The organism is Candidatus Saccharibacteria bacterium, assembly GCA_016699955.1.
Classification (GTDB): Bacteria; Patescibacteriota; Saccharimonadia; order Saccharimonadales; family UBA4665; genus JAGXIT01.
Window position 1 is genome coordinate 1,117,972 of sequence record CP064993.1, and the last position, 24,805, is coordinate 1,142,776.

At 43.4% G+C, this 24,805-nt stretch carries 30 protein-coding genes and 1 tRNA gene; 5 read left to right on the top strand and 26 right to left on the bottom strand.

Annotated elements, in window-relative coordinates:
* Window positions 1-3 precede the first annotated feature (3 nt).
* The 5 genes from IPL85_05795 to IPL85_05815 all read right to left on the bottom strand — a co-directional run bounded on the left by IPL85_05795 (window position 4) and on the right by IPL85_05815 (window position 4,657).
* A complete protein-coding gene (locus tag IPL85_05795) occupies window positions 4-1,014 on the bottom strand; it encodes a hypothetical protein (GenBank protein ID QQS19749.1) in 1,011 nt (336 codons plus the stop codon).
* Window positions 1,014-2,441 carry a hypothetical protein gene (locus IPL85_05800; GenBank protein QQS20454.1) on the bottom strand — a complete coding sequence of 476 codons (1,428 nt, stop codon included), beginning with the start codon at window positions 2,439-2,441 and terminating at the stop codon, window positions 1,014-1,016. Before IPL85_05800 ends, IPL85_05795 begins: the two co-directional genes overlap by 1 nt.
* A 496-nt stretch (window positions 2,442-2,937) precedes the next feature.
* The gene (locus IPL85_05805; GenBank protein ID QQS19750.1) at window positions 2,938-3,336 is read right to left on the bottom strand and encodes a hypothetical protein; all 399 of its coding nucleotides are present in this window, start codon (window positions 3,334-3,336) and stop codon (window positions 2,938-2,940) included.
* 59 nt (window positions 3,337-3,395) lie between these two features.
* Window positions 3,396-4,109: an alpha/beta fold hydrolase gene (locus tag IPL85_05810; protein ID QQS19751.1), complete on the bottom strand. Its 714-nt coding sequence runs from the start codon at window positions 4,107-4,109 to the stop codon at window positions 3,396-3,398.
* Window positions 4,110-4,255: 146 nt separating this feature from the next.
* The gene (locus tag IPL85_05815) at window positions 4,256-4,657 is read right to left on the bottom strand and encodes a hypothetical protein (protein ID QQS19752.1); all 402 of its coding nucleotides are present in this window, start codon (window positions 4,655-4,657) and stop codon (window positions 4,256-4,258) included.
* Window positions 4,658-4,786: 129 nt separating this feature from the next.
* Here IPL85_05815 and IPL85_05820 point away from each other — a divergent pair, with 129 nt between their 5' ends.
* Complete coding sequence (locus IPL85_05820) at window positions 4,787-5,419, top strand: hypothetical protein (protein ID QQS19753.1); 633 nt, start codon at window positions 4,787-4,789, stop codon at window positions 5,417-5,419.
* 152 nt (window positions 5,420-5,571) lie between these two features.
* Here IPL85_05820 and IPL85_05825 read toward each other — a convergent pair whose 3' ends face one another.
* The 14 genes from IPL85_05825 to IPL85_05890 form a co-directional block, all read right to left on the bottom strand.
* Window positions 5,572-5,898, bottom strand: coding sequence for a hypothetical protein (locus tag IPL85_05825; protein ID QQS19754.1), 327 nt, complete (start codon window positions 5,896-5,898; stop codon window positions 5,572-5,574).
* 148 nt (window positions 5,899-6,046) lie between these two features.
* Entirely contained in the window at window positions 6,047-6,391 is a 345-nt protein-coding gene (locus tag IPL85_05830; GenBank protein QQS19755.1) for a cupin domain-containing protein, read from the bottom strand.
* Between the two features lie 81 nt (window positions 6,392-6,472).
* Window positions 6,473-6,934 (bottom strand): hypothetical protein, encoded by a 462-nt coding sequence (locus IPL85_05835; protein QQS19756.1) that lies wholly within the window; start codon window positions 6,932-6,934, stop codon window positions 6,473-6,475.
* A gap of 338 nt (window positions 6,935-7,272) precedes the next feature.
* Window positions 7,273-7,971 (bottom strand): hypothetical protein, encoded by a 699-nt coding sequence (locus IPL85_05840; protein QQS19757.1) that lies wholly within the window; start codon window positions 7,969-7,971, stop codon window positions 7,273-7,275.
* 204 nt (window positions 7,972-8,175) lie between these two features.
* Window positions 8,176-8,958 (bottom strand): class I SAM-dependent methyltransferase, encoded by a 783-nt coding sequence (locus tag IPL85_05845; GenBank protein ID QQS19758.1) that lies wholly within the window; start codon window positions 8,956-8,958, stop codon window positions 8,176-8,178.
* Window positions 8,959-9,247: 289 nt separating this feature from the next.
* On the bottom strand, window positions 9,248-10,462 hold the full coding sequence (locus IPL85_05850) for an amino acid permease (protein QQS19759.1): 1,215 nt from the start codon (window positions 10,460-10,462) through the stop codon (window positions 9,248-9,250).
* Window positions 10,463-10,573: 111 nt separating this feature from the next.
* Window positions 10,574-10,948: a PIN domain-containing protein gene (locus IPL85_05855; GenBank protein QQS19760.1), complete on the bottom strand. Its 375-nt coding sequence runs from the start codon at window positions 10,946-10,948 to the stop codon at window positions 10,574-10,576.
* Window positions 10,949-11,224 (bottom strand): hypothetical protein, encoded by a 276-nt coding sequence (locus IPL85_05860; protein ID QQS19761.1) that lies wholly within the window; start codon window positions 11,222-11,224, stop codon window positions 10,949-10,951. It abuts the gene before it with no gap.
* Window positions 11,225-11,407: 183 nt separating this feature from the next.
* The gene (locus IPL85_05865; GenBank protein QQS19762.1) at window positions 11,408-11,977 is read right to left on the bottom strand and encodes a class F sortase; all 570 of its coding nucleotides are present in this window, start codon (window positions 11,975-11,977) and stop codon (window positions 11,408-11,410) included.
* Between the two features lie 86 nt (window positions 11,978-12,063).
* A complete protein-coding gene (locus IPL85_05870) occupies window positions 12,064-13,014 on the bottom strand; it encodes a DUF3494 domain-containing protein (GenBank protein QQS19763.1) in 951 nt (316 codons plus the stop codon).
* A 122-nt stretch (window positions 13,015-13,136) separates the two neighbouring features.
* Window positions 13,137-13,604: a hypothetical protein gene (locus IPL85_05875; protein QQS19764.1), complete on the bottom strand. Its 468-nt coding sequence runs from the start codon at window positions 13,602-13,604 to the stop codon at window positions 13,137-13,139.
* Window positions 13,605-13,720: 116 nt separating this feature from the next.
* Window positions 13,721-14,209 carry a hypothetical protein gene (locus tag IPL85_05880; GenBank protein QQS19765.1) on the bottom strand — a complete coding sequence of 163 codons (489 nt, stop codon included), beginning with the start codon at window positions 14,207-14,209 and terminating at the stop codon, window positions 13,721-13,723.
* Between the two features lie 176 nt (window positions 14,210-14,385).
* Entirely contained in the window at window positions 14,386-14,604 is a 219-nt protein-coding gene (locus IPL85_05885; GenBank protein ID QQS19766.1) for a hypothetical protein, read from the bottom strand.
* Window positions 14,605-14,679: 75 nt separating this feature from the next.
* Window positions 14,680-15,294 (bottom strand): GyrI-like domain-containing protein, encoded by a 615-nt coding sequence (locus IPL85_05890; GenBank protein QQS20450.1) that lies wholly within the window; start codon window positions 15,292-15,294, stop codon window positions 14,680-14,682.
* 757 nt (window positions 15,295-16,051) lie between these two features.
* Here IPL85_05890 and IPL85_05895 point away from each other — a divergent pair.
* Together IPL85_05895 and IPL85_05900 are read left to right on the top strand one after the other, a co-directional pair.
* Window positions 16,052-16,330 carry a hypothetical protein gene (locus IPL85_05895; GenBank protein QQS19767.1) on the top strand — a complete coding sequence of 93 codons (279 nt, stop codon included), beginning with the start codon at window positions 16,052-16,054 and terminating at the stop codon, window positions 16,328-16,330.
* A gap of 154 nt (window positions 16,331-16,484) precedes the next feature.
* On the top strand, window positions 16,485-16,829 hold the full coding sequence (locus IPL85_05900) for a YtxH domain-containing protein (GenBank protein QQS19768.1): 345 nt from the start codon (window positions 16,485-16,487) through the stop codon (window positions 16,827-16,829).
* A gap of 333 nt (window positions 16,830-17,162) precedes the next feature.
* On the opposite strand, the gene IPL85_05905 is transcribed toward IPL85_05900, so the two are convergent.
* Complete coding sequence (locus IPL85_05905; GenBank protein QQS19769.1) at window positions 17,163-17,993, bottom strand: DUF3267 domain-containing protein; 831 nt, start codon at window positions 17,991-17,993, stop codon at window positions 17,163-17,165.
* A 555-nt stretch (window positions 17,994-18,548) separates the two neighbouring features.
* Here IPL85_05905 and IPL85_05910 point away from each other — a divergent pair.
* Window positions 18,549-19,499 (top strand): transposase, encoded by a 951-nt coding sequence (locus IPL85_05910; GenBank protein QQS19770.1) that lies wholly within the window; start codon window positions 18,549-18,551, stop codon window positions 19,497-19,499.
* Window positions 19,500-19,587: 88 nt separating this feature from the next.
* Here IPL85_05910 and IPL85_05915 read toward each other — a convergent pair whose 3' ends face one another.
* From IPL85_05915 to IPL85_05935, 5 genes are all read right to left on the bottom strand, one after another.
* Window positions 19,588-20,148 (bottom strand): hypothetical protein, encoded by a 561-nt coding sequence (locus tag IPL85_05915; GenBank protein QQS19771.1) that lies wholly within the window; start codon window positions 20,146-20,148, stop codon window positions 19,588-19,590.
* A gap of 58 nt (window positions 20,149-20,206) precedes the next feature.
* Window positions 20,207-21,193 carry a transposase gene (locus IPL85_05920; GenBank protein ID QQS19772.1) on the bottom strand — a complete coding sequence of 329 codons (987 nt, stop codon included), beginning with the start codon at window positions 21,191-21,193 and terminating at the stop codon, window positions 20,207-20,209.
* Between the two features lie 77 nt (window positions 21,194-21,270).
* On the bottom strand, window positions 21,271-21,639 hold the full coding sequence (locus IPL85_05925) for a hypothetical protein (protein ID QQS19773.1): 369 nt from the start codon (window positions 21,637-21,639) through the stop codon (window positions 21,271-21,273).
* 165 nt (window positions 21,640-21,804) lie between these two features.
* A complete protein-coding gene (locus IPL85_05930) occupies window positions 21,805-22,197 on the bottom strand; it encodes a cupin domain-containing protein (protein QQS19774.1) in 393 nt (130 codons plus the stop codon).
* Between the two features lie 387 nt (window positions 22,198-22,584).
* Window positions 22,585-23,625, bottom strand: a complete 1,041-nt coding sequence (locus IPL85_05935; protein QQS19775.1) for a Fic family protein — start codon at window positions 23,623-23,625, stop codon at window positions 22,585-22,587.
* A gap of 299 nt (window positions 23,626-23,924) precedes the next feature.
* On the opposite strand from IPL85_05935, the gene IPL85_05940 reads away from it, so the two are divergent.
* Entirely contained in the window at window positions 23,925-24,134 is a 210-nt protein-coding gene (locus tag IPL85_05940) for a hypothetical protein (GenBank protein QQS19776.1), read from the top strand.
* A gap of 72 nt (window positions 24,135-24,206) precedes the next feature.
* On the opposite strand, the gene IPL85_05945 is transcribed toward IPL85_05940, so the two are convergent.
* Window positions 24,207-24,280: transfer RNA gene (locus IPL85_05945), tRNA-Gln, on the bottom strand.
* Between the last annotated feature and the right edge of the window lie 525 nt (window positions 24,281-24,805).

Genomic DNA, 24,805 nt, shown 5'->3' on the forward strand with positions numbered 1-24,805 from the left:
CTTTTAGGCCACTTCCATGCCGGATTCTAAACTGTCAACATCGGCTGCAGCCCGGGCAACTGTTGTGTTCGGGTTTGTTTCGAACATATCGCAATATGACAGATAAGATACCGAAAGGACTCGCGTCGCTCCATAATACAAACTACCGCCAGTATATAGCGCCGATTTTGCACTTGCGGCCGTCGCGTCACTTTTAGCTGCAATTATGTTGTTTTGTACACCAAACACTTGTGTGACTCCGGACGGTAGATTGGCAAGTGCATATGTATCACGTTCCCCTGTGGTGGCAGAGCCGGTGTAGTCTGCACTAGAGTACGGAAGTTCGTCTACCAACTGGTAGTTATTGACTTGGTCGGCGTCCGAACCGGTAAGTTGAGAGTAGGTGCCATTGCCGTTTGGTGTCAACACATGCACACGCACATCGCCTAAAAAGGTATTGTTGGTGCTACCGGTAGAATTTAAAATATATACATCGTCAAAAAAGACGGTAGTACTATTCGAGTTTACGAATGCCACCATATCAATAGTAGTGTTTGTTCCAGCGTTTTTTGTGTCGCCAGTGTAGGTGACTTCGTCGGTACCTGCACCGTTTAACCGCACTTTTACGACACCACCGGCGTCGGCAATAGTTGCCTGAACTTCAATAAAATACCATGCATTAAGAGCCAGAGGTGTCGTACCTGTCGCTAAAACGGTGCCACTGACACCCCCTCTCCTAATTTGCAGTAAGCCTGTTGTGACTTCTCGATTAACTGTAATATGGTTTGTCGCGCCATTATCGCCGTATAGCGCTACACCAGAGCCATTGGTGCTAACAATATTAGTCCGCATAGCAAAACCGCAAGTAACCTGAGCCGATGCGGAAATAAGCCTAGATGCAACAGAGACGAAGCCACTCGTAATAGACAACCCGGTTCCAAAACGTGTAGTAGCGTTCGTGGATACAGAACCGCTAAGATTCCATTTTAAAGCAACATCACCTGCGTCAAAACTATCTATAAATAATAATGCCATTACATTACCTCCACTTGTACTGTTAAATTACTGCCGGCTACCGTGCTACCTATTTGGTCTATATCGACCGTTATGTAGGCCCCGTCGGCAACTGTTGTTATGTCCATATTAGTTACTTTACCCGAAGTATTAGCACTAGTTGCAATAGTGGGCCGATTGCCTTGAGTGCTAAAAATCGTTGACCCGTTGCTATTGATGTCAATAAGTATTGACGAACCGGTAGGTGCTGTGCCAACACTAGCACGCACGCTGCGAATAGTCCACGTTGTACCCGAGTCGTTGTAAAGCCTGTGCGTACCCGATACTACTACCAACGTGCCCGAATACGAAAAGGGGTATGTGCGCGTTAGTGCCACAGTTGGTATTTGGGAGATTGGCACCTTTGTGCCGCTGTCTAGCGATGCATAGCCGTTTGCAGCAGCCTTGTTGATCGTTTGCTCGGCGCCTACTATACGGCTGTCGTTACCTTCGGCAGCCGTGCCAACACCCGTACCGTAAGTAACTGTTAGCGTGCGGTCGGCAGATAAGTCGCCACCACCTGTTAAACCAGTACCAGTAATAATCTGCCTGGTTGTTGGTACTGTGCTATTTAGCGCTGTTTGTGTCGCTGTCGACACAGGTTTGTCTGCGTCGCTGGTATTGTCTACATTTGCAAGCCCAACGGCAGTTTTGTCTAGTGCTTGCCAGGTTTTGTCACCACGCCAATACTGACCAGTAGTACCAGCAGTAATAGTTGGTTCTTTGCCGGCAAGCGCGGCGTTGACTGTACTGGTGTCTGCCTTATTAGCTAAGCCTGGAACGGTGGGCGAAGTAGCGGTGCCACCTAAGTCACCGGTAAGCTGAACAATACCCTTAGTGGTTGGAGAAGCGTCTGGAACGCTTGCAGTAGCGCCGTCGACATATGCTTTGCTGGCGGCATGGTTGGGTAGTGTTGGTACTGGAACAATTGGGGAGATGGTAAAAGTTTTGGTGCCGACCACTACTTCATTTCCGGTAGTGTGGACAGTAGTCGTGTTGTCGGCTTTTGTTGCAAGTGCAGTGTTGACTGTACTGGTGTCTGCCTTATTGGCTAAGCCTGGAACGGTCGGCAAAGTAGCGGTACCGTCTAAGTCACCAGCTAGCTGAACGATACCCTTAGTGGTTGGAGAAGCGTCTGGAACGCTTGTAGAAGCGCCGTCGACATATGCTTTGCTGGCGGCATGGTTGGGTAGTGTTGGTACTGGAACAATAGGGGAAAAGATAAAAGTTTTCGTGCCGCCCACTGCTTGGTTGCCGGTAGTGTGGACAGTAGTCGTGTTGTCGGCTTTTGTTGCAAGTGAACCGGTTTGTTTTAACGTGCCGTCAGCATTATGCTCAACCAAAAGAAAATCATTGAGAATATCTCCCCATAGACCATCATCACCGCCAGACGTAGGTAATCGACTCACGGTGCAGTTATGTCCAATCTGTTCTATTTCTCGATGTTGCTGTAGCAGTATTGTACCATAAGCGGCATGTTGTTAGCTATTAAACCTACAACTACCCCTAAACTGCTACACTCAAGACTTCAAACAAAAAAGGATATATTCACTCTCCGTCTGTACAACATGGTTTGTAACAACTAAATCATATGAAGGAGGCGCATATGCCCTGTGCCCATATTACCCACCACCTTTACTACGCTAAGAACTGTACTAAATACATAAATAGCGGTCGTAGATGTTCTATATATCCACCCAAAAAAGGACATGCCATTTTAGGCCGACTGAACCATTATTATCGGTAATCAATCCTTAACATAGTGTACGCCATAAGCTCGAAACGCTGCTTATCTTATTAACTCAGACAATGGGCTCATAGTCTGTCACCCTAGTGTACGGGTGAACAGTTCCGGCTAGGAGAACTCTGTTCTTGTATAGCCGGACGGGCAAGAGTTATTCCTGACTATTTTTTGTTTGCCCCAGGAAGCGGTGCTCCCCGCCGGGGCCTTTTTTCAATATCAGATGTTAACCTATATGATACTGTTGCAAGCAGCAATATTATTATGGCGTTTACCGGGTTGATAAGATTGTCATACCATCCTGGACTTAAAGTATTTGGCGCACAGCCCGGTTGATGCCATATTTCACATACGACGGTTCTGTACACTGGAAAAACAGCAATACTTCTTGTCTGTCGAGCGCAATTACCTGATTCGCTGATTGTATCAGTGATGCCGTTATATTTATCGGAACTTTCATTACAATTTGGAATTGCTTCAAAAGTAGATACCATCGGCGAGAGTGAAAAAAGAATGATGAATATAGCAAAGAAAATTGCCGTTAACTTGATAGTAACCTTCATGACAAAAGTATATCACTAACCTTAATCTATATAAAAAAACCTGTCGCATATCGGCTAATCTATTGGTTAAATAATTCAATAACAAAGTCAGTGCTTTTTGTGATTATTTCTTCTGCTTGGTCATATGTCCAACTACTATGATTATAGCCCACATAATCCACCACCTTATGGTTGGGTTGGGCATTGTCCGAGATTGCTTTTCGGTTCGCCGTATCTACATATTCGTCGTCAGTACACTGAACAATAAATGCAGGTGCTTTCAGCCTGACCAATTTATCAGCGACTCTCGCATCATGTGCTTGTTGCCAAAAAGCTGCTTGCACCCTCTGGCCACCTTCTTCTATGTAGCCACTTTCTGGGTATATAAATTCTTCAATATTTGGATCAGGCACCCAAGCAACAACTGCCGTCAGCTCAGAAAGCTCAGAGCCGACTGAAATGACAGTTGACCCACCCATACTTTGACCAAATAATGCGACCTTGTAGCCTTTGTTCAAATAATTATTTGCGATGGCTTTAGTAGTAGCAAGCCAATCATCAAAGTTTGAGTTGAAAAAATCACCATCAGAATTACCGCTACCGTACTGGTCAAAGCGAATACTGGATATGCCTGCTTCTTCAAATTTTTGAGCTGCTCGTACAAAAAAACATCTAGGACCAACCGCCGTCCCTCGGTATCCGTGACAGAAAATGACAATACTCTTAGATTTTGCATCGTGATGAGATACGGCTATATTGTGATTATTATATTCTTCAGTTCTGACTTCGATCATTAAGCTAACTATAACAAAAAATGCTCAATTATTGCGCGATTATGTTAGACGATATGCTGTTTAATAATTCTCTGGGTCGCAGTACGAGGTTGTCGAAAATATTGCTATTAAAACCAGAAGCCCCCTGAGTGAGGCAGTGTAGGATTCTAGACTTGCTTTTTTGTCTTGGCAGTACAATGATTAATAGTCACATATCCGAAAACCGCTACAGCGATAATTCCATACAGCGCATCAAGCAAATCTGGTGTATTGAAGTTAATAAAATCGACACCTAGAAGTCGAAGCGTGTCGAGCTTAATGGCTGTTTCAACGACAATATTTACTAACAGCCAAAAAGCAAGAGCTGTGAGGAGTGAAAATTTTGTCAGTTTGCGTTTTAGCAAATCTGGGAATATCGATAAACAAAGGAAACCTCCAGTTATTGCGAAGTTCGTAATGTGCACCGATACATACGGGATTTGCGTAAAACGTAGCGCGTAACTGGCAGCAAAAACTATCAACATACCCGTGTATAATAATTTATTTTTAATCTTGTATGTTTGCTTCATCACTTATCAAAAATAATAACATAATCGCACCGCAAAAAAGGTGTTTTAAAAGCTCGTATTCGTCGATATGGTGATATATACTCAAAACATGAAAAGAACCTATCCAAGCACACTCGATATAGTAATTGTATGAATATGCAAAACCAAACAGAGTCAGCACAAAATGATGAACGCCAGAGTAAACCTGTAATGAGTGAAAAGATAGTTAAGCGCAGCCGTTACGGCTTGGGTATTTTACTTGCACTCGTATTTATGCTGGTGGCTACCGTCATGCTGTTTGTTTCTAGTAGCAGGGCGACGAAGGTGCAGAATGACCGGCAAACAGCAGAAATCGCTCGCCTTTCAGCTGAGAACAAAGAAATTCAAAGAAAAACCAACCCGGCTATTAGTAACGAATATCTTATAATTAAAGAGTGGGGCGTGAAGATCCCGCAAAATTACGTTGGTGATATGTATTATAAAGTTGAGGGCAACGTTGCAGTTTTTGGTTCCAAGACTCTAGATTCTGTATGTAAAGGACAGGAAGTAAGAGTCGGGCGCGGCACCGGCGATGAAATATGGCGCAGTAGCGGCGGGGATGCGATTGGTACCACCAAAGAAAGGTACGATAAGCTGCGGGCAGCAGGCTCGCAGACTGTTTGGAAGGTTGGCGATTACTATTACCTCTACCCCATAATTGGGCAATCAGCATGCGCCGTTGAGCTCGAGCGAGCTGCCACTTATGATATTTTAAGCAGAGTAATTTTTATGGAGACTTTGTAGCCTTACCGACCCACGGCTATTCTTTATGTAAATTGTATCATCCAGCCCCCGCAACAGGCGACCTGCATGCCACAGCAACAATACTGAGATTTCAGTGCCCCGGCTAGTTTGTTAAGAATTGAATCATAAGATTCAATTAATTGTATGGATTTTTACCATTTTTTACGCATATCATTGAGCACCGATGCTTCGTTGCATTCACAACCAATACCACCTGTTGTTGCCTGCCGTTCACATAATTTCACTGCCTCATCGCCGTACAGTTTATCGATTGCGTCAGTTGGCCCGCTTTGGAGAGCGTAGTTTATTTCATGACAAAACTCAGGTTTCTGCATTTCGATTGCATCTGCATATTTTGGATTATATTGTGACGAGATCGTACCTGTACTTACTCGAGGATTATTCACGATAAACAAAAAGGCGACTGATGCACATACAACTACCAGTGCAATACTGGCAATTGCAATATATTTTTTCATATATTAATAGTACCATGCGCGGCGAATCTCAGATTTGTGCGTCAAATTTTATGGCCTCTAAACGAACGAATTGTTGGCTGCAAGGGCTTACTTAGCTGTTACTACTCACCCTGGTGCGACGTGAAACTGCCCGGAAATAACTGCCCTGCTAGGTTTTAACGCGTACAAAAATCATCTCGTGCTCATCGTTGCTCGAATTATAAATCATATGCTGGGTGTTTGCAGGATATATAAAGACATCTCCTGGTTCATAGGTATAAACACCATCCTCATCATGTACTTCACCGCAACCTTTTACCACAATCATGATTTCTTCAATATCTTCGTGTTCATGCCAATCAAAAGAATTGCCCGCAGGGAGGTAGCCATGCGTCACCATCTCAAGGTGAGGACTGCTCAGGTGTTCGGTTGATGCATAGACTCTACGAGAACCGCTGCCACCGTGTGCGTCTTCTTTCGCGACTTCCGAAGCAGGACGTTTAATGATTTTCATATATCTATGATATCAAAAAGCCAGAATATGTTTTCTTTAAGGAATCATTTTGAAAGATACAAAGAACGGGCGCTTTTGTACTTATATGGGCTCACAACCAAGCTCACCCGATGCATCCAGGGAGACGTAGACGGGCGTTCCGTCAGTATTGTCAGACGTTATGGAACCCCTGATGCACATTAACTTATCACCTTCGCCTTTACGAAATTTAAAATACGTTTCTGTACTATCAGAGATATTAACGGGATACTCTACCCATGAATTCTCCAGCAATCGTTCGCGTAGGGTACTGACTACGGTCGGGTCTGAAAAGTTAAGCGCAATATGCCGCTCATAGTGCCAAGCCCCTTTGTAATCTTGATAGCGACCAGTATCGGCCTCAGCTCTGTATTGTGGTTTTGGTAAATCAAGGCCCGATTCGAGTTGACGCAGCGCTATCATCTGTTCGCTTGGAAACAGCGCATGACGATTATAGTACACGGTCCATGCAATTCCCAAGATGGCGACAACTGATAGTAGCACTGTTAGGCGTTTCCGGTTCATATTCATTAACAGTATAGCAAGTCTTCGGTGTGGCGACGGAATATATGTCATCGGTTCTGAATAATCTTATAAAATTTACAAGTCTGACATGCTCTATACTATTTACCTTCAGCTAAAGCTTCAGGCGTAAGAATGAATCATGTCACTGTACGTTTCTAATGAAACTACATAGGTAAATCGATTAATACATAACCTACCATTATATTTGGCTCGCTCCTCACGCACCGCTCCACATCCTGGAATTCGATCCAAGCATCAAAATAAGTAGCATTTGTTGGCACTAAAGGTTTACCGAGTTGTTTCTGGGGCTGCACAGCGTTACCAATGATAGATCGAATCTAACTCAAAGAGATTATTAGCAAGACAGTTGCCAGAGGCAAAATAAAAGGCAGACCGACGATAAATAGTATTAAATACTGGCCTTTCTCGCTATCAATAATCTTTAGCCGCCGCGTTAGACTAACAGCGTAAGCGTGTGATTGGTTCAAATAATTGGATCTGGTGATGACAAAGCTCATCAAATATTGTAGCTGCAAGGCTAGCACAAGTATGACACTTCTATAGCTAGCATCGGTATCGTAATATCCGATCACCGCCACATAAAGCACAATAATGGAGTATAAGGAGGCCAGTATTCCTATAATTGTGTTCTTCGTGTTAGCGTTCAACCTGTAAGCACTGATGCGAGGCACTAAAAACGGTAGCGTTCCGACAAGCACGACAGCCCAGTTTATGGACGGTGTGTGTACACCTGAGCCGAAAGCGTCTTTAGAGATTGCAAGAGCAATAGTAGCAACTGAAACAAACCAAAAAAATACGAGTGAAGTGATTCCTACAAGCTTTACAATTACCCAATCCTTACTTTGAAATATTAGTTTTGCTAAATGTATTAACTGCCACGAGATTAACAATCCTAGAGCAATAGCAATAGTGACAAATGCTTCGTAGCCTTCATTACCAAAAATAAATGCAGTAAGTAGGCTAAATAATAAAGCGAGTACCACGTAAACACTAGTCAGAAAATTAACTGTAATCACACTTGAAGTATAGCAAATGTTAGAATGTCCCACTTTACAACTTAGTGTACCCCTGGCTCAGTGTAAGCGCGGCTATTAGCGCCTAAGGGCGCTAACGAGCGAGAGCAAGGCTTTCAGGGTTGGGTGGGCTTAAACAGCTGGAGTTACTCCAGCTGTTTTTCTGGGCTATGTTATACATCAGGTTGGAATGTTATTTCTTGCGGACTAATCTTTTACAGTTTTAGCTTTTTCAATAGCTAAATACATCCTGAAACGAGTCATCAAAAGCAGACCTCTCAGTGTAAATGCTTTTACATACTCCCGATGTTTATAGTCCCATAAGCCAAGCTTAGTGGGCTTTTGACCAGTTCGCTGTTCGTTTCTAAGCGTTGTAAGACCAGCCCGATTCATCGCTCTTAGATATGCGACTTTGTCTCTGGGTACGCTGGAATCTTTAATCGCTTCGTTAAGCTTTCTTCTACTTACATTTTTTCGAAGCTCAGTAGTAAGGTAGCGAGTAGAACATACACTGGATCTTTTATTCATGAGTGGGCCAATTATAAGCTTGCTAGATCGACCACTCTTGAGCAGTTTTAGCATGTTAATTATCCCTACTTTTATCAAAGCAGGATCCTCAAGCCCAATATGGGGCAATATCCAAAATGCATAGATTATGTCATATTGTGGTTTGGGTAGATCATTTATATTAAGAACATCGCCACTTTTATACTTTAAGTTACTTGGAGCTTTGCGTCTCAAGTGAGTAAGCTCATCTACCGTATAGCTAACATCTAGATTCGTCCAAACTATGTCTGGCCTTAACTTTGTAATAACTTGCCCCAGTTCAGAGTTTCCAGCACCAACATCAAGGATTTCTGCAGAACAAGGAAGAGACATGGCATAACCATCAATACTTGACGCTCCATATACTGTGGCTAGAAATTCTGCGGTACTCGCAGTCACTGGCGCTCGTTTATAAATTGGAATATATTTCTTACTCAAATTCATAGATCAACTATAACAAAAGTTATGACGTAACACTTACGCCAAAATTTATAGCAGGTATAGTTCCCGGAGCCGTAAGCATATAGGTCTGGTACGATTTTTTTGGTTCTTAAATTCATCGATTAGTCGTTGGATATTTGGGGTAGGTTTTCTGCAAGTACAAAATTTCAAATGTTCAATGTACCATAAGACCTTTTGCTTACGCGTTAGGTTTTTTAGCAATTATGTAGCGCCTGGTATCTTTGGCAAGCACCTCAGGTATGTATATTGGCCAAGCTTATAATTCCGCTACTCAGTTAGACCAGTTAAACAGCTGGTAAGCAATCGTGCAGATGCACAGTGCCGCGCCAACATATGGAACGAAAGAAGGCACAGTAATATACCCCTGATGCTTGTCGCCTCGACGTTTAATGACTACTAGCGACACATTAACTAATGTAAATATGCTTAAGACCAACAAGCTAGTCAGTTGAGCCAAAGAAACCAACGGGAGCAAAATCGTACCGGCTATCATAATCCCGACCACAACAAGAGTTGCCGTGACCGGTGTTTTGTTTTTCTTGTGTACTTGTGCCAGTCGACTAGTAATCCAGCCTTGATTCGCTAGACCATACAAAATTCGTGAGCCCATTATAATCTGGACAATCACACCATTAATGGTTGCCACCATACCAATAAGAGTTAATATCCATACACTTGTTGCCCCGCTTCGTTCAAAAACTAGTGTTAATGGAGCGCTGCTATCAGCCAATTCGGCGGGTTTTACCAGGGTTGTGGATACAATCACCACCAGCAGATAAAGTAGCATAGACGTAGCAATGGCAATTAGTATAGCTAGTGGCATAGTGCGCCGTGGGTTTTTAGCTTCTTCGGCCACATTGACCATGTCTTCAAAACCGATGAATGCGTAAAACGCCAAAAAAGCACCTGCAACCACCCCGCTGAGACCTACGGCTGGATCAATCGTAAACGCACTGTTTAGATCTGCTTGGCCAAAAGCGCTTCTACCAAACCATATAATTAGTAGTAGTCCTAAAACCTCTATTACCGTGAATATGGCGGCAGTTTTGGCAGATTCGCCGATTCCTTTGATTGCAATTGCGCCTAAAAGAACCAGCAGGCCAACACTTGCCACAACTGTAGGAACAGCGACAAATGAACTTAGATATCCAGCAAAGCCTTGCGACAGGGCGGCAGCCGAAGCAATACCACCAGCAACCATTGCTAAGCCTATCAATACAGACAGCCAGCGCTTGCCGAAGGCTTTATGCAAATACACCGAGACGCTGGCGCTTACAGGGTAGCGACCAGCTAGTTCCATGTATGAAAATGCGGTAAATGCTGCTGTGACCATTGCTATCAGGAATGCTAGTGTTGTACTAGCCCCCGAATAGTCGGCTACCTTTCCAACAAGTACGTATATTCCGGCGCCAAGGATGTTGCCCAGCCCATACAGCGCAACGACTGGCAGGCTAAGCGACCGCTTGAGTTTTACATCAATGCTCATGCATACAGTTTAAAACAATTGGTTGGGCTATAATAGGTGGCCTTAAAATTAAGAAACAAAAAACGCATGGTAATGTTACACAAACTTGGCTGCTGGGGTTGGTTTCGAATCCTAAATCAAAAGCCTAACTTTTATCTGGATGAGGTCTTTATATAAATTCGCTAGTTTCTTGTCAAATGTAACAAACACTTCACAGCCGTTACGAATGGCGACTGCCAGCTGGAGAGCGTCTTCAAAGTCATTGTCTCGTGCATTTGCAAAAGCCCACTCAAAATCGCTTGCTTCTAAGCTTAGTAATGTATAGTCGGCCAAAAATGAGCGCAGTATTGGCAGCTCAACGATTGATCTGCCAAAATGGGTAACGATATGTGCTGTAAGGGCAGATATGAAAATCTCTCCGCTTTGCTCTTCAAGCAATTTCCGAGCACTTTTTTCATTTGGCCGACTTAGCAGTATTTCTAGCAGAATGTTTGCGTCTAAGTACATCTATTTGCCCAAGTACTTTTTACTAATGGATTTAGTGTAGAGGTCCTTTAATGAGGACTTTCGGTCAAATGGATTAGACTTTTTTGAAGCTGCGTCAAATGCATTCAGACCAGCGTGCCTCTCGTTAGATGTACTTGGGCTACGCGAATAGACTGCGCTTAACCGAATGGGGTGTTTCTTGAGCCGGTGACTTACGAGAATTTCTTCACCATTAGCAACCTGGTCAAGGATTTTATCTAGATTGATGCGTAATTCTTTTGCGCCAATTGTTTTCATATCTCTAGTTTAACTTAAAGTCAACTACGAGTCAACAACAAGGGCCAATAACTCGTTGGCTGGAGATAAATATCTGGAACATATACCTGTAAATTTAAGATAATGGTTTTTTTAGTTTGTTAAACAGGCGTTTAATAAACCTCCGCGCTAGAATCGTTTATCATCGATTTTGAGTGGTAAGTGCTAGGGAGCTTTATCTGCAAAAACTACTAAGCGCTGCTCAAAACTTAACCCAGTGCTATCCCAATTACCGGCACAGGTAATAAGATTTAAATGTGAACCACTCGTGCTATTAAATACCTCATCAGGCTGAGCATTTTCAGGATAATGACGTATCTCGCTAACAACGAAGGTGACAGAAAGGCCGTTGCTTTCTATGACAATAATACTATCGCCTTTAGCAAGTTTGTTAAGATTACTAAATACGCCTGGCTGACCACGCAGTCCATCCAGATGTCCAGCGATTACAGCAGTCCCCTCGTTGCCCGGCAGAACTCCATGTTTATACCACCCTAAGTCATAGACGTTTGCAGGCATATCCATAATTCCATTTTTTGTCAGACCGACATACTTAACCTGAGAGTCTACTTGTATTTTTGGAATTTGTAACCGAGTAGGAAGCGAGTAATTAATACTAGTTTTATTCGCAGTTGCAGGTATACTTGCTGCAACCGCATGAACTGGTTCCTGCACATGCGTATCACTTGAATTATAAAAATAGTTAGATATTAGATAAGTACCAGATATCACCATTGGGCCAATAATAAATACGCTGTATCTAGGCTGTCTCTTCCTTTTGGAACCGCAGATGTACTTATAACTCATTATGCGGGAAGAGTTTAAGCTGGTTTTCGTATAGTTCGTTTGATTATTAAGCCAGTTAGGGATAAAAATATTCCAGTATAAAAAGCGCCTTTAACTATGCTTGGATAAGCTGGTTGGCTTAAACCTGTGTTGGGCAAACCCGGCGTCCTAGGGGCAGCTGAGGAGGAGTTACCAGCTGGGTTCGAACTTGTACATGCGGTGCTGCTTATAGTATCTGCGTCTGTCGAAACAGTTCCGCCGAAAGCTAAAGCCCGACCAGTCCATATCACCAGATTACCAATTGTGATTCCTGATGCGTCAATTACATTACCGCTGAATGTAGAATTTGCTCCGAGTGTAGTTGCCGCTCCGGGGGTCCACCATACATTACATGCTGAAGCACCGCTAGCCTGTGCCACAACTGAATTCGCTGATGTATTGAAAGCGCCTGTCATTCTAAATATATATGTGCCTGCACCTGACAGCGTAATGGTGCCGCCGCCACCGATAGATGCAGCACCAGATATGCAGTAAACACCAGGAACATAAACTCCTGCTGCTCCATGAGTAACATCCGAAGCAAGGTCAATAGCACCTGGGGCAAATGTAAAAGTACAAGGCTGGCTATTTAACGCGCTAAGTGCAGTGCCTTGGTCTATCCCTTCTTGGTTATAAGTAGAATCGGCCACGTGTGTAGTGCCGTTTACTGTCGGAGGGGTAGCAGGAGGGGTAGTGTATCCCAAATCACCACTTATCGTCGTCCCTGAGGTCGTATTTGTATATGTACCTGATAGTACTGTAAACCCATCAGTTATGCCGAGCGAAGGCGAAGTTGCTGCGATGGCTAAAGGTGAAGCAGTTAGAATTGACAATCCAAGTGATAAAAACCCGATTTTTATTAACTTTTTCATCGTTTTCCTTTTCATTTTTGTATCCCACCTGGACTCACCGTTAAGAGACGCTTGCTTCAATACAAATTTTATCATAATCATTATCCTTATGTCAAACTCAAACAGGGGCCAATAACTGCTTGGCTGGGCATACTGGCTGTATTATTGGAAGAAATTAGTATGCTGCCAAACGTGTTTTACGCTAAAAAATATTTAGATTATTGCAGGGAATGATATTTTTCTGTCATAAGTAAGTCGGTCATATGTTTTTTGATTTTAGAAACATCTTCCTGATTTAGTTTTTGAAAACCATCATAGAAGCCGGTATCTCGAAATGGTAGTTTAACGGCTTCACCATACTTCTGCGTCTTGGCATTTATTGCCCTGCCAAACACGTGCATATGAAGTGTAAGGCCTTCAGGCTTAAACACACTCCAGTTACCCATCTCTTGCCAGTTTACGTTACCAATTTGTATGCCTTGTTCGCCCATTGCATTTTCAAGTGCCTTACCAACAACTTCTGAAAGTAGGGCATATTCCATTGTTTGTTCAATATTTAACTCAGTACGATCTTTGATTCTGATCTTGGACATAATCCGTAAATGCCCACCGTCATTACGATCTACAAATGGGTTTTCTGGCACCTCAACGACAAATGTATTTGTTTTTAGAATGACTTCGTTCATGTATATATCCTAACAGACAAAAGACCTCCCAAAGAAAACTTTTCTATGGTTCATACTTAGCCTTAGATCATAGACGTCATAAGAACCATTCTGACTCGCTCCAGAGAAAGTGCATCCTAAAAGGTAGCGAATATAATTGCACCAAAAAAGACTCCATAATATGCTGCCTGTAACAAGAGCTGTGGTAGCGGTGATCTTTTCCAAACTATCACTAGGCCTAAAATGAGCAGCATGATCGCAAGACATGCTCCCATAATGATTTTGTCAAATGACGAAATAGTAGAGGCTACTATTGAACATACGATAACGGCTATTAGTAGTGCTCCCGATACCCTAGCGAATAGCTGATGTATCAATGTTTTTACTCCGCCTGTTTCTGGAACGAATGTACAGGCAATTTGGGCAAGTGTGGAAGATGCTACTAAGTAGAGGACTACGTTGGAAAGCTGATAATGCGGCACAAAATATTTATAGAAAAATAGGTAAAGAATCGGCAAAGCTAGCAGAAACAATACAATGTAGTAAAAGATTGTCGCGTTTTGAGCAGCAGCATGCTGGCTAAATGTTTTATTTATTCCTTGGGGCCATTTTAGCGTTAATATCACTAATCCCACTATAAGAATGAGTAATGCGTAAAGGATGTAATACTTATAAGTTTGCATGTTGCCCTTACTTTATCACTAAAAAGAACTTCCAAAGAAGTCCTTAACTATGCATATGGTTGGCTGCCGTTAGTTGACTTAGTTCGCAACGTTGATATCCAAATCTGAATCTGTAGAAACTACCGCCTTTTTAAAAATGCTATGGCTACCTTAATTATTACAAAAGCAGAAACCAAAGTCACAGGAAACCCTAGTATGAGGGCTAGTCCCATGAATCCGCTTTTGTCATCTCCTACCATAAAGAGACCCATTACAAACTGAAATACAAATATGCCTGTAATTCCAAAAAATACTAACAATATTATGTAGTCGTACCACCGTAAATTATTTAAATCCATGGCTATATCTTAACATAATATATACCGATTATGGTTGGCCTGAGATCGTCGGCATTGCTAGGACTGGTTTTGTAACTAAAAGGGTTGTCGGATAATGGTTTTAAGCTTTTCAGGGGCTGTCCGCCGCGCATCACCTAAGTAAATCTCGTGGTGATGTTTGTTAGTATCTTCAAGCTTCCCACCTTGATCACTTATGAACTGGTGTAATTCTTGAATGGTTGGCCCTTCATAAGCATAGGGACCCACGTACATCACTTGTGCAGCACGTCCTTCGTCGTAAGACTCAAAACGCACTTTATCTAATGATCTGGGAGACTTCTTCTCTCTTACTTGTTGAACCGCTTGGTTGTATATGTCTTCAGTAATCACATCGGGTTGCATAATCATTGCCGTCCACAGCCAGTTACTTTTGTCAGTTGGGCTAAAATCTGCCATATTTTCAGTCCACCATAGCCCCTCAAGAGGCATGACCCCAAAATCATTGCCGTACTTGAGCTTACTAATGAATTTAATTGTATAGGCAACAGGATAAAGGCTTTGGATAGCGTCAATATATTCCTGGCTGATGTTTGGGTCGCCTTTGCCATCAATCATAATAAAGTTCATCTTTGGGACTTGTACAGCAACCGGTTTACCGACTTTTCCACTAAACAAATGCTTCAGCTCTTTCTTATAGTCAGTTTTATTCACGACAGAACCTCCAAACTTTTTGGTATTGGCCGACAGCCACACTGCTTCTGGTGTACCAAATGCCATTTAACCCGTTCAGCTTTTGTAGCATTTCGTGGTAGTTTATTTTGTTGGTGCCAAAGTTTATTTATCATGCACACCTTTCTGCAATAAGCTTATATCCATATATTCAGCTATGCAACGGCTCTTTCGTACTTCATAAATAAACTTCCCTACAGAAGTTCTTTGTCATGATAATGCTTGGCTGACAGTCTGGGTCTAGAACGTAATATTTAAATTCACTCCGAGTAAGAGCAGCGGCCAGAGAAAAATTGCGAGTAAAGCTGAAAGAATATCCGGTACTGATCCTAGACTCGCAAGGTATCCTCGATTACTTGCTAGGATAATTCCAATAATAATATAGATGAGACTACCTATAGAAAAACGGTTCATAAGCTCCTCCTTCAACTAAAAATCTTAGTATAGCCTTGAGTATGCGCCACTATTTTTTTTAATACAATCAGTTGTCGCTCGGCTAAGTATTCGTCAAATTGCGAAAATATTTGCGCTGATCTTGCGGCCTATGTTTAATTTGCTGATTTTAGAATCAACTAGGCGACTAAATGTGATGTAAACAGGTTATTCAAATATCAAGCTAAGGTATAAAAAAGACATTCAAATCTATTTGGACGCTGTTTACGTGACCACGCGCACAGACACAAAGGATGATACAGCACATACTTTAGACTGTCATATAAATTAACGAAGGGATAATATTATGGACGATGCTTACGATGATAATCCAACAAAAAGTGATAACGTAGCAAAAACTTTAGCTGTTGTAGCAATATTACTCGCAATGATTGCTACTGGCTGGGCAATGAAGGCAGATAAGAGGGCGGGTGTTGCAGAAAATAAGGCTACACAATCAAGTCAACAATCTAGTGCGGACAACCAACCGGTTACAGGAACAAATGCTGCAAGCGAAACTAATGCTAGCGGTACCGGTGTTGGAGCGGCAGGAAGTGTATCAGAAGCTAACGGGACAGGACAGTAAAGACTAAACTCTTACACTACCTCTAAATCATATTTTGAACATGTAAATATTTTACAGTTCATACACGGAGTTGAACCAAAAGGGCTAACCGAGTCTTGATGTAGATAAGGTCCATTCTCCTGGCGCAAATATTTAATTATGAAAGGTTAACACTATGGCTAAATTACAAGACTTAGACAATATGACAAAAGCATACGGATGTCATAATACAGGTGCTTTTAATGGGCTTGGAATATTTTTTCTAGGATCATTTATGGGAATAGCAACGGGCTTATTATTAGCACCTAGAGGTGGTCAAGAAACTAGAACCAAAATTAAACAAAAAGCCTTGGATGTCTTAGATAAGAGCCGTGATAAAATGGGCAACGTCATGGACAAAGCAAAGGATAAAGTCGAACAGACAAGTGAAAAAACAAGTCAAGTTGCTGAGGTTGCCAAGCAAGCTGTGTCGGATTTAAAAGAACAGCAACCAAAGATGAATTCGAAATATAGTAGATAATTATTTGGGATTAAACCCTTCTGGATTGTTACCTGTTCAATCAGTCATATATTTTCTGGGGATGAGGGGTTCGGCCTTGCTTCGGCAAGCCCGCAGCTACGCGGTTAGCTGCACCCTCTCACCAGAAGATTGACTTGAGGTTAGAAAAATTCAATCTCAAATATGCAAAAAGCCGGCTCAAGAAGACCAGGCTTTTTGCATGACTGGGGATGAGGGATGATTATAGAACCCTGATCGGCGTGGAGGCCGAGGCGCTATGTTTGCGTGAAATGAACGAAGTCGACATCGAGATTCAAGTACATGCTTACGACCATTCACTTTCACGCAAATAGTCTACGGTACGTGCATTCGATGGCCAACAGCATTTCTCAGAACGTACGTTATGCCGACGATGACTCCGCCGATTAGTGCAGGCAGTATATTAAGTTCAGCGCTTCGCACTGCTGACTCGGTACTAACTTTGAAGAGATAAAAATTATCCGACCCAAGTTGATACGAGCCTTCGAAGCCACTCGAAACCATTACAAGTGGGATAATAGCCTGAACCATTATTATGACCCCAGCCCCTATGAGCGCAGTTATCATGAACGAACTCCGTTGTTTTGATTTTTCAGTAGACTCTCTGCCGGTCTTTGCAGCAGTGGCATTACTTGAGAATACTTCCGTACCAATTTTAGTATCTAGAATCAGTACATCTTTGAATTTCAAATATTTCCATAATTTAGATGCTATCCATATATCACCAACGGCACCAGCGAAGTTTCCGAGAAAACCAATCATAAAAAGATTCTGGTAAGCAGGAAATAATATGCTTAAGACGATAAAGACTACCGATAGTACCACGAAGGGTAAATATGCTACAAGGAGCATATTTTTGACAGGTAATTTTTGGTCTGAAGTTGCATAGGCGACAGGTATAATGCCCGCAATACCAATCCCAAACCTTGGCCAAGCGCCACCCAGTAAAAACCCGAGGCCATGTAGTAGCTCATGAATAACTAGAGTAATCAGGTAAACGGCTAGAGCCTCAAAACCAAAGCTCTGCGACGTCTCACCCACTATACCTTGAAAAATTGCAGCGCCAATGAACAAGAACAGTATCATTTGTGCACTGAGCGCATACGACTGTTGCCTCGTTATTTGAATTGTTTCTATTTTTTTCATTTAGGTTATTGTATCAAAGTTCCGAGCTAGTAGCGAAGGAGCGTGTAGGATTCAAGTACTTATATCCTGGCTGGGGATGAGGGATAGCGGCTAAAACCTTCTCCACTTGTTTGCAAAATGAACAAGCTCATTTTTCTACACTGCGCTACGCCGAACCTCCCAATACGTTTTGCTCCGCAAAACTTCGGAGCCTCGTATCCCAACAGTCGCAGAGTCAAGAAGAAACACCCTGCAGCCGTAGGGTGTTTCTTCTTGACTGGGTATCTGTGACGAAGTTTGTATCATACCCCCTAGACCTACGGGTCTAAACTAAAAGAGGAGATCCAGCCTGATGAAGTTTGGAGAAATGGCGACAGCCATTTCATCCACTGTTCTAGCGTCTGGTCTCCTCTGTTGGTGTGTCAATCTATACCAGGTTGAGTGATGCTACTCAAATAACACACAAGCCTATTGTACGCCAACGCCGGAGGGGACTGCAATGCATCTCCGCTTTCTTCTCTTTTCCTTTTCTCTTCTTTCTTTAACAGATGAACGTAACACTGTAGGAGGATTACTATGCAAGTAGTCGGTTTTGACGTAGGTAAAGACAGTTTATTCGGCGCCCGGATAGATGCCAGTACGAACGTAAAAGAACGCTTTGAGATACGAAACAACCAGGCAGCAATTACTACTGTCCTGGCGGACCTGCGGAGCCGCTACCGACGGCTTCTGGTAGCTAGTGAGTCAACCGCTGAATACCACCTAACACTCGCCCGGGTGTGCCTTGATCTGGGTATCCCATTTCGCCTGCTTAACCCGATTATTACTAAGCAATTTACCCGCGCTACCGTCCGGAAGATGAAGACCGATCCGTCTGACGCCTGGGTCATTGCTAAGCTCGCTCAACAAGGTGAAGGAACTCGTGTCACTGAAGATTTGTTCCATCCCAACAAACCAATCCTGCGTACTAGCATGCGCTTGACGAGATTTTCCCAGATACTAGACCTCACGCAGCAACGACTTGCCACCAGATTACCGGAGGAGACTGCGTTACTAGAGGAACTACATGACTGCCAGGTACGCTTGGAGACGGCGGTAGCCGTCTTCCGAACGAGAGCCAGAAGTACGACTGATGACCATCTCCACCAACTACTCATGACGATCCCGGGCATTGGTGAAACCATTGCCACTACCCTGATTGCTGAGATTGGAGATATTACTAGATTTCATGGGCCGAAGGCACTAGTGGCATTTGCCGGCCTCGACCCACGCGTCCGGCAGAGTGGCTACAGTTTGCAGCGCAATACCAAACTCACGAAACGAGGCTCGCCGTATTTACGGCGTAACCTCTACATTGCGGCGAGTGTGGCTCAGCGCTACGACAACCAGTACAAAGTTGCATTCAACAAGAAACGAGCTGAGGGCAAACGCAACAAAGCCGCCACCATTGTGGTGGCTAGAAAGATTCTCAACACTGCTTACGCAGTATGGAGTAGTGATACTCCGTACCACCCACCTAAAGCTTGACTTGAGATACCAGGTCTAGAACTTTATTGGTAAACTCAATATGTATTTCTTATTAAGCTGCCCGTCGTAGACGTACTTCGAACTTTTGTTAGGAAGTGACTGGGTAACTGTTTGTAGCTACATCGATGCTATTAACTGAAAGCAACTGTCTGGAACAATTATCGCCGATAATCATATCAGGTATTGCTATTATTTCGCCCTGATATACGAATGTCGTTTTGTCGGCGACAATATTATGATCTTTGTCGCAGAATAATGAAGCAAATGAGGGATTAACATTGCCTTTCTCACTAATCATGACCACTTGCTGTGTGCCGGAGATGTCTTCAGTCCATTGATTGTTTACTGTAAACGGTCCGATTTTATGTTCAGTAGTAAGAGTTGCGCTACCTTCAACTTCATGATTTGATGTGATAATACTCAACACCCTTGCTCCAGTAGCACTGATATTCAGGTATAACTTATTACCGTTAGCAGTGAAGAACGGATGCTTATACTCTGAGATAGCAGTCATTTGTGGGCTTTCGGATGAGCTGCTGCATGAAGCCAGCGCCCCTGATAGTAATAAACTTGATGCAAGTACTGCTGCATTTCTAGGTGTAGCTAGTCGTCGACCAGGAGATTCTGCAATTGATTTTCTAATAAACATTAGATGATAATAACATAAAAGTACGGGTCAGGTCAACTAATATAGCGGTAGCTGCTCACTACCCCAAAGTAGCAAGTGCCTTAAAGTAACCCGTAGGGTTAGTGCGCCACGTAGTGGTGCACAAAGATAAGATGGTAGCGAGTGCTCGGGCACCCTTTTCTGTTTGGCTACCGAAAGAGCGTTTGCGCTTTAGTACAAGTTGCCTTAGGTCGCGTTCAGCTCGGTTATTGTCACAGGGCGTGTTGTAGATGAGACAGGCAAACAACTTTGCTTGTCCTGCTCTGGTAAGCTGAGCTTTCAGCTTGGTGAGTTTTACTGGCTCGGTGGCATTAGTCTGCAATAACGGTTGAAGCCGTTGCCAAAACACATTGCTTTGCTTTGTCCTGGCTGCAGGATCATAGGTTTTTGCGAGGCATTGTCTCAGATCCTGGTAGATACTCGCGAACTGCTCGTACCACCAAGTTACGTCAGGTAACTGTTCTTCGGGTAGGTTGTCGTTGTAGCGCAGATCCCGAATGCAACGGTACAAGTGAGCCCAGCATAGCTGTTGCTGTCCGGGGAGACTACGGTATACGGCGTAGTCATCAGAAATACGGACACCCGTAAACTGTTCACCAATGAGATTACGGGCGTGGGTTACACCACGACTGTTCTCTAGTGAATAGCAAACCTTTTCACTGCTGGCATCGCTAAGGCACCATGCGTAGCCATAGCCGTCATTCTGTTGGATTGCCCACGGCGTTTCATCAACATGGATGGCTGGTGCGGCGCGAATGTCAGCTTTGAGTTGGCCAAGAGCCTGACGCCACCGCTCGTGTTGTTTCTGAAGGATACTGGCTACTTCTCCGTCAGATACGGCAAGGCCGTACAAACTATGTAGCAACTGTGTTACCTGTGTATAGCTCATACCGAGTGCGCTGATCAGGTGACAGATAAGCAGCTTGGAATTAGGCCCAAGCGTCACCACTTGGCCGCCAAGTGCTTTGCCACTGGTGGCTTTGCCGCAAGCGGCACAAACACCACGCTGCACGAGATACTTTGTCACGAGGCGTGAAGAGTAGTTTGGAGTTAATTCAGGCGAAGGGATATCCTCTTCATAGCGATCATGGGTTGTGACGTTTCTTAACTCGCCACCGCAGAGACAGAGTTCAGGTAGGGGATGACTACCTCATTCATAATGGCTGTAGCGGGTGGAATTGGCCGACGGTAGGAGGCTTTGGTGCGGGGCAATTTCTGGATCTCGGGCTGCACTGGAACTGCCGTTCCAGTCGGTGGCCGTTTCTTCTTGCCAAATACCATGGTTTGAAGCTCTGCTATCTGAATTGCCTGAGTCTTGTTTTGCTCAAGTGCTTGGTTGAGCAGCTGGCGGAGCTCCTTGTTCTCAGCTTTCAATTCGGCGATCTGTATGCGATCATGCGCATGTAGCTTCCGAAGGTTACGGAGCTCTACCATCCGTGCGGTAATAACATCGTCTGAAAGTTTTCGAGTCATATGTGTTTGTTTTGATTCGTCCTAAACTAAAGTTTAGCCCGAATGCTTTGATGAGGCAAGAGGTAGTGAGCGGTTACATATAGCGATTAATAACATAATACTTATGCTTGGCTAGGGATGAGGGATAGAACTATTCCACACTTTGTTCGGAATAATTCATAGATCCTATGCCGTTGTTTTGCCGTCAAATTTATCTTCAACTTCATCGGCCTTCGTAGGCTGAATAGTGTCCTTAAGGTGATTGGGTGGCGAATAAAGCGTGTAAAGTTTTAGCTCGACATCGCCCGTATTGGTAACATTGTGGTAGGTGCCTGCTGGAATAATAATCGCCCAATCATCCTTCAGCTCATATTCATTTTCACCGTTGTTTAACACAACTTTCGCTTTACCACTCTCGACCCTTATAAATTGATCGAGTCCGTGAATCTCATTACCAATTTCTGTGCCAGGAGGTAGGCTCATAAGAACTAGCTGTGTGTAATGCGTGGTGTGGATTACACGACGGTAATCTGAATTTTCGGTGGTTAGCTTTCCAATGTTTTTTACAAAGTATTTCATAAACTCAGTATACTCCGGCTGCGTTAATGCGTCTGTGATTAATAAAACAAAACTGGCTGGGGATGAGGGATTCGACCTACTTTCAGCAGGCCTGTCGCAACTTCTTTGCAAAACTAGTTTGCAAGAGTTGACTCCCTTGCGAATTGCCACCGGCAATTCTCACCCCGATCCTTAAGGTCAGAAATTCGAGCCCATAATCTCTAATATGCAAAAAGCCGGGTCAAGAAGACCAGTCTTTTTGCATGGCTGGGGGTAAGTCCGACGCTTTGAACCCTTTATTTTCAGATTTCGTGCTCAATTGTCAGAAACCAAAGAAATTGGGCTTCATCCACTTCAAGGGTAAAGTTACTGTTGCAGAACCTTAAGGGAATGAAGCAACCGGCTAGTTTACTCTATATCAAGAAGCACTCCGTACGAATCTTTGACGATTTGTTTCATGAGACTTATGTCGTTCATCTCATAGAACGCGATACAAGCACGTCGGTAGCGTGTCGGCTCGATACTGCCAAGGGTGATCGGTGGATATTCGTTGCTTTCAAGAATTGCGTTTGCGAGCACCCGTGCGGTTCTTTTATTGCCGTCGGCAAAAGGCTGCAGATAGGATATAAGCAGTAAAATTGCAAGTGCCTTATCGAGTGGTTGTTCCATGGAGTTGACGGCGCTGATTACCTTATCGAAGTTCTCGTCGATTTGCGCACTGTGAGTAAGGGGGATGTATTTTGATCCGCTAATACGAACGGCTGCTGTACGCAAGCCATACGATACATCGAGATCTTGGACTAGTAGCTCATGGAGCCTGAGTATCAGCGGGCGTGATATTGTTTTGAAGCTTTCCCTGTTCCCAAGTATGAAGTCATAGGCTTTTTGATGGTTTACAATCATCACGGCTTCTTGGTGAGTTTTGCCAGCAGCTTCTACCCTGTCTAGCAATAATGTTTCTGTCTCTAGCTCCGAGTATGTATTGCCTTCGATGGAGCTAGATTTCCAAGCAAACTCTATAAGCCATTTCTGGCGCCATCTTGCTAACAGGGTGCTGTCCAGAGATTCCAGAAAATGTTGATACTTTGTTACGATCATCCTTTCGGCATTACCAAAAACGCCCTCGCCGATGTATCGCGCAGTCATTTCTGGTGCGTCAAGCAGATAACGAACCGACTGCCTTGCATCGTCTCTTAAATACGCATCGATTGCATCTGCCGAACGTTCTATATGAAGCCGTCCTAGTGTTGTAAGAGAATGTTGGCGACTAGGGCCAGCACCTTCGCTGGCTACTAGGCCTGCTACCGTCAGAGCTTTAACATCTCGCTGGATCGTATCGTCAGATACAGCGAAGCCTATTTCTGTCATCATCTCTAATACTTTTGCCGTGCTCGCTGGCAGCATAAACAGAACATTCAGTAGGTCACTTTGTCGTTTCTGTAGTTTCATACGTGCCCTAATTTTACCACAACACCGCAAAGGTGGCGTATTTTAGTCTCGAATACCCGCATATTGCGGTGATTACCTGGCGTTTTTACTGATACTCACCTTGCTCATATCAACATGTCGCGGAGTATACAGTGATGTGATTTTTTTCAAATTGCCTAAAACATACCATCTATACAGTGTGATTATATTGGCTGGGGCTAGTGGATGTATTCCAGGAAAACCGACAATTCCACATCACGGGTGTGGTCTCACTAGAGATGGTATAATCAGCACATTATAGTAAGAAGGAGCATGGTCGTATGATTCTAACTGACAAAGTAGTCCAAACAGGATTAGATGATACCAACCAACATTTAGCCAGTGATCTTGCAGGGCATGAAAAAGAGGCTGAGGCTAAAGGTGAGATTGAAAAAGCAATTCTTTTACTCAAATACGGCGACACAGTTGAAGCATACAAAGCAGTATACCGTGCAAGACATATGCTTGGTTTATTTGTTCCAGATAGATGAGCTAAACGCACTCCGCATATCGTAAAAAGTCACCCACAATTAACCAGAGTCCATCATTTATCGCAATAAACATGGCTGGGGATGAGGGATTCGAACCCCCGATCCTGGGACCAGAACCCAGTGCCTTACCGCTTGGCCAATCCCCAATATGTCATGATTATACTCGAAAATGTACGATTTCTACACCTTAGAGGACGTTGCAAGTGCGGTGCCTTGTCATAATACGACCTGAAAAATAAACCAGCAACTGCTGGTTTATTCATACCTCTCAAAACTTCACACTGTTTTCAACGGCTTGAGGCCTCTCGCAACGCACCTCAAAACACTAATAGTTATTATATCATACGTTTTTTCTGCACAAACAATTTAGGCAGTTTTGCCGTTGTGATTTATATAACATACATATTTACCCCTGTTAATTTATAAAACAAAATCATTGCATAGTATGCTTTTTAGCCAACTGCGCATAAGTCACTTTACAACAAGTAAGCAAAGTGTTCTTGATCGTATATATTTATTGTGTTATTCTTTCGATCATGAGCAAATGCGCAAACAATGCAGCATATTATTATTCCGACTCCCCCGAGGCGGTTTATAGCTCGTTGCGCACATAAGAAACAACCAGAATAACCACAACCGCCTCACGCAAGAGGCGGTTTTTATATGCAAAG

Coding starts and splice junctions, on each gene's coding strand:
- IPL85_05795 (QQS19749.1), bottom strand. CDS start 1,014: ATGGCATTATTATTTATAGATAGTTTTGACGCAGGTGATGTTGCTTTA.
- IPL85_05805 (QQS19750.1), bottom strand. CDS start 3,336: ATGAAGGTTACTATCAAGTTAACGGCAATTTTCTTTGCTATATTCATC.
- IPL85_05810 (QQS19751.1), bottom strand. CDS start 4,109: ATGATCGAAGTCAGAACTGAAGAATATAATAATCACAATATAGCCGTA.
- IPL85_05815 (QQS19752.1), bottom strand. CDS start 4,657: ATGAAGCAAACATACAAGATTAAAAATAAATTATTATACACGGGTATG.
- IPL85_05820 (QQS19753.1), top strand. CDS start 4,787: ATGAATATGCAAAACCAAACAGAGTCAGCACAAAATGATGAACGCCAG.
- IPL85_05825 (QQS19754.1), bottom strand. CDS start 5,898: ATGAAAAAATATATTGCAATTGCCAGTATTGCACTGGTAGTTGTATGT.
- IPL85_05830 (QQS19755.1), bottom strand. CDS start 6,391: ATGAAAATCATTAAACGTCCTGCTTCGGAAGTCGCGAAAGAAGACGCA.
- IPL85_05835 (QQS19756.1), bottom strand. CDS start 6,934: ATGAACCGGAAACGCCTAACAGTGCTACTATCAGTTGTCGCCATCTTG.
- IPL85_05845 (QQS19758.1), bottom strand. CDS start 8,958: ATGAATTTGAGTAAGAAATATATTCCAATTTATAAACGAGCGCCAGTG.
- IPL85_05850 (QQS19759.1), bottom strand. CDS start 10,462: ATGAGCATTGATGTAAAACTCAAGCGGTCGCTTAGCCTGCCAGTCGTT.
- IPL85_05855 (QQS19760.1), bottom strand. CDS start 10,948: ATGTACTTAGACGCAAACATTCTGCTAGAAATACTGCTAAGTCGGCCA.
- IPL85_05860 (QQS19761.1), bottom strand. CDS start 11,224: ATGAAAACAATTGGCGCAAAAGAATTACGCATCAATCTAGATAAAATC.
- IPL85_05865 (QQS19762.1), bottom strand. CDS start 11,977: ATGGTGATATCTGGTACTTATCTAATATCTAACTATTTTTATAATTCA.
- IPL85_05870 (QQS19763.1), bottom strand. CDS start 13,014: ATGATAAAATTTGTATTGAAGCAAGCGTCTCTTAACGGTGAGTCCAGG.
- IPL85_05875 (QQS19764.1), bottom strand. CDS start 13,604: ATGAACGAAGTCATTCTAAAAACAAATACATTTGTCGTTGAGGTGCCA.
- IPL85_05885 (QQS19766.1), bottom strand. CDS start 14,604: ATGGATTTAAATAATTTACGGTGGTACGACTACATAATATTGTTAGTA.
- IPL85_05895 (QQS19767.1), top strand. CDS start 16,052: ATGGACGATGCTTACGATGATAATCCAACAAAAAGTGATAACGTAGCA.
- IPL85_05900 (QQS19768.1), top strand. CDS start 16,485: ATGGCTAAATTACAAGACTTAGACAATATGACAAAAGCATACGGATGT.
- IPL85_05905 (QQS19769.1), bottom strand. CDS start 17,993: ATGAAAAAAATAGAAACAATTCAAATAACGAGGCAACAGTCGTATGCG.
- IPL85_05910 (QQS19770.1), top strand. CDS start 18,549: ATGCAAGTAGTCGGTTTTGACGTAGGTAAAGACAGTTTATTCGGCGCC.
- IPL85_05915 (QQS19771.1), bottom strand. CDS start 20,148: ATGTTTATTAGAAAATCAATTGCAGAATCTCCTGGTCGACGACTAGCT.
- IPL85_05925 (QQS19773.1), bottom strand. CDS start 21,639: ATGACTCGAAAACTTTCAGACGATGTTATTACCGCACGGATGGTAGAG.
- IPL85_05930 (QQS19774.1), bottom strand. CDS start 22,197: ATGAAATACTTTGTAAAAAACATTGGAAAGCTAACCACCGAAAATTCA.
- IPL85_05935 (QQS19775.1), bottom strand. CDS start 23,625: ATGAAACTACAGAAACGACAAAGTGACCTACTGAATGTTCTGTTTATG.
- IPL85_05940 (QQS19776.1), top strand. CDS start 23,925: ATGATTCTAACTGACAAAGTAGTCCAAACAGGATTAGATGATACCAAC.